This is a genomic window from Streptococcus parasanguinis, assembly GCF_001069785.1.
GTDB lineage: Bacteria > Bacillota > Bacilli > Lactobacillales > Streptococcaceae > Streptococcus > Streptococcus parasanguinis_T.
In genome coordinates, this window is record NZ_JVSR01000090.1 from 1 (window position 1) to 353 (window position 353).

At 45.6% G+C, this 353-nt stretch carries 1 protein-coding gene; it reads left to right on the forward strand.

The window, feature by feature from the left end; all coding sequences use genetic code 11:
* Positions 1-353 (forward strand): hypothetical protein (locus ADG03_RS08285; RefSeq protein ID WP_049520977.1); only part of this gene is annotated, 353 nt, incomplete at both ends.

Genomic DNA, 353 nt, shown 5'->3' on the forward strand with positions numbered 1-353 from the left:
AAACCTGTATTTACTGAAGGCGATAGCCGTGTGCCAATGAACGATGATGTTCCAGCAACATTTGACGATGGTTCAACGACTAAGACTGTAGACGGTGTTGGTACTTACACAGTAGCAGCAGACGGTACTGTTACCTTCGTTCCAGAAAAATCATTCGTCGGAACAGCGCCAGCAGTGACGGTTGTTCGTGAAGATAAGAACGGAACCAAAGCTTCTGCAACTTACACACCAACTGTGACACCAGTAACTCCAACTGCTACACCAGTTGAAACTACAGATATCCAAGGTGCTACACAAACTGGTAAACCTGTATTTACTGAAGGCGATAGCCGTGTGCCAATGAACGATGATGT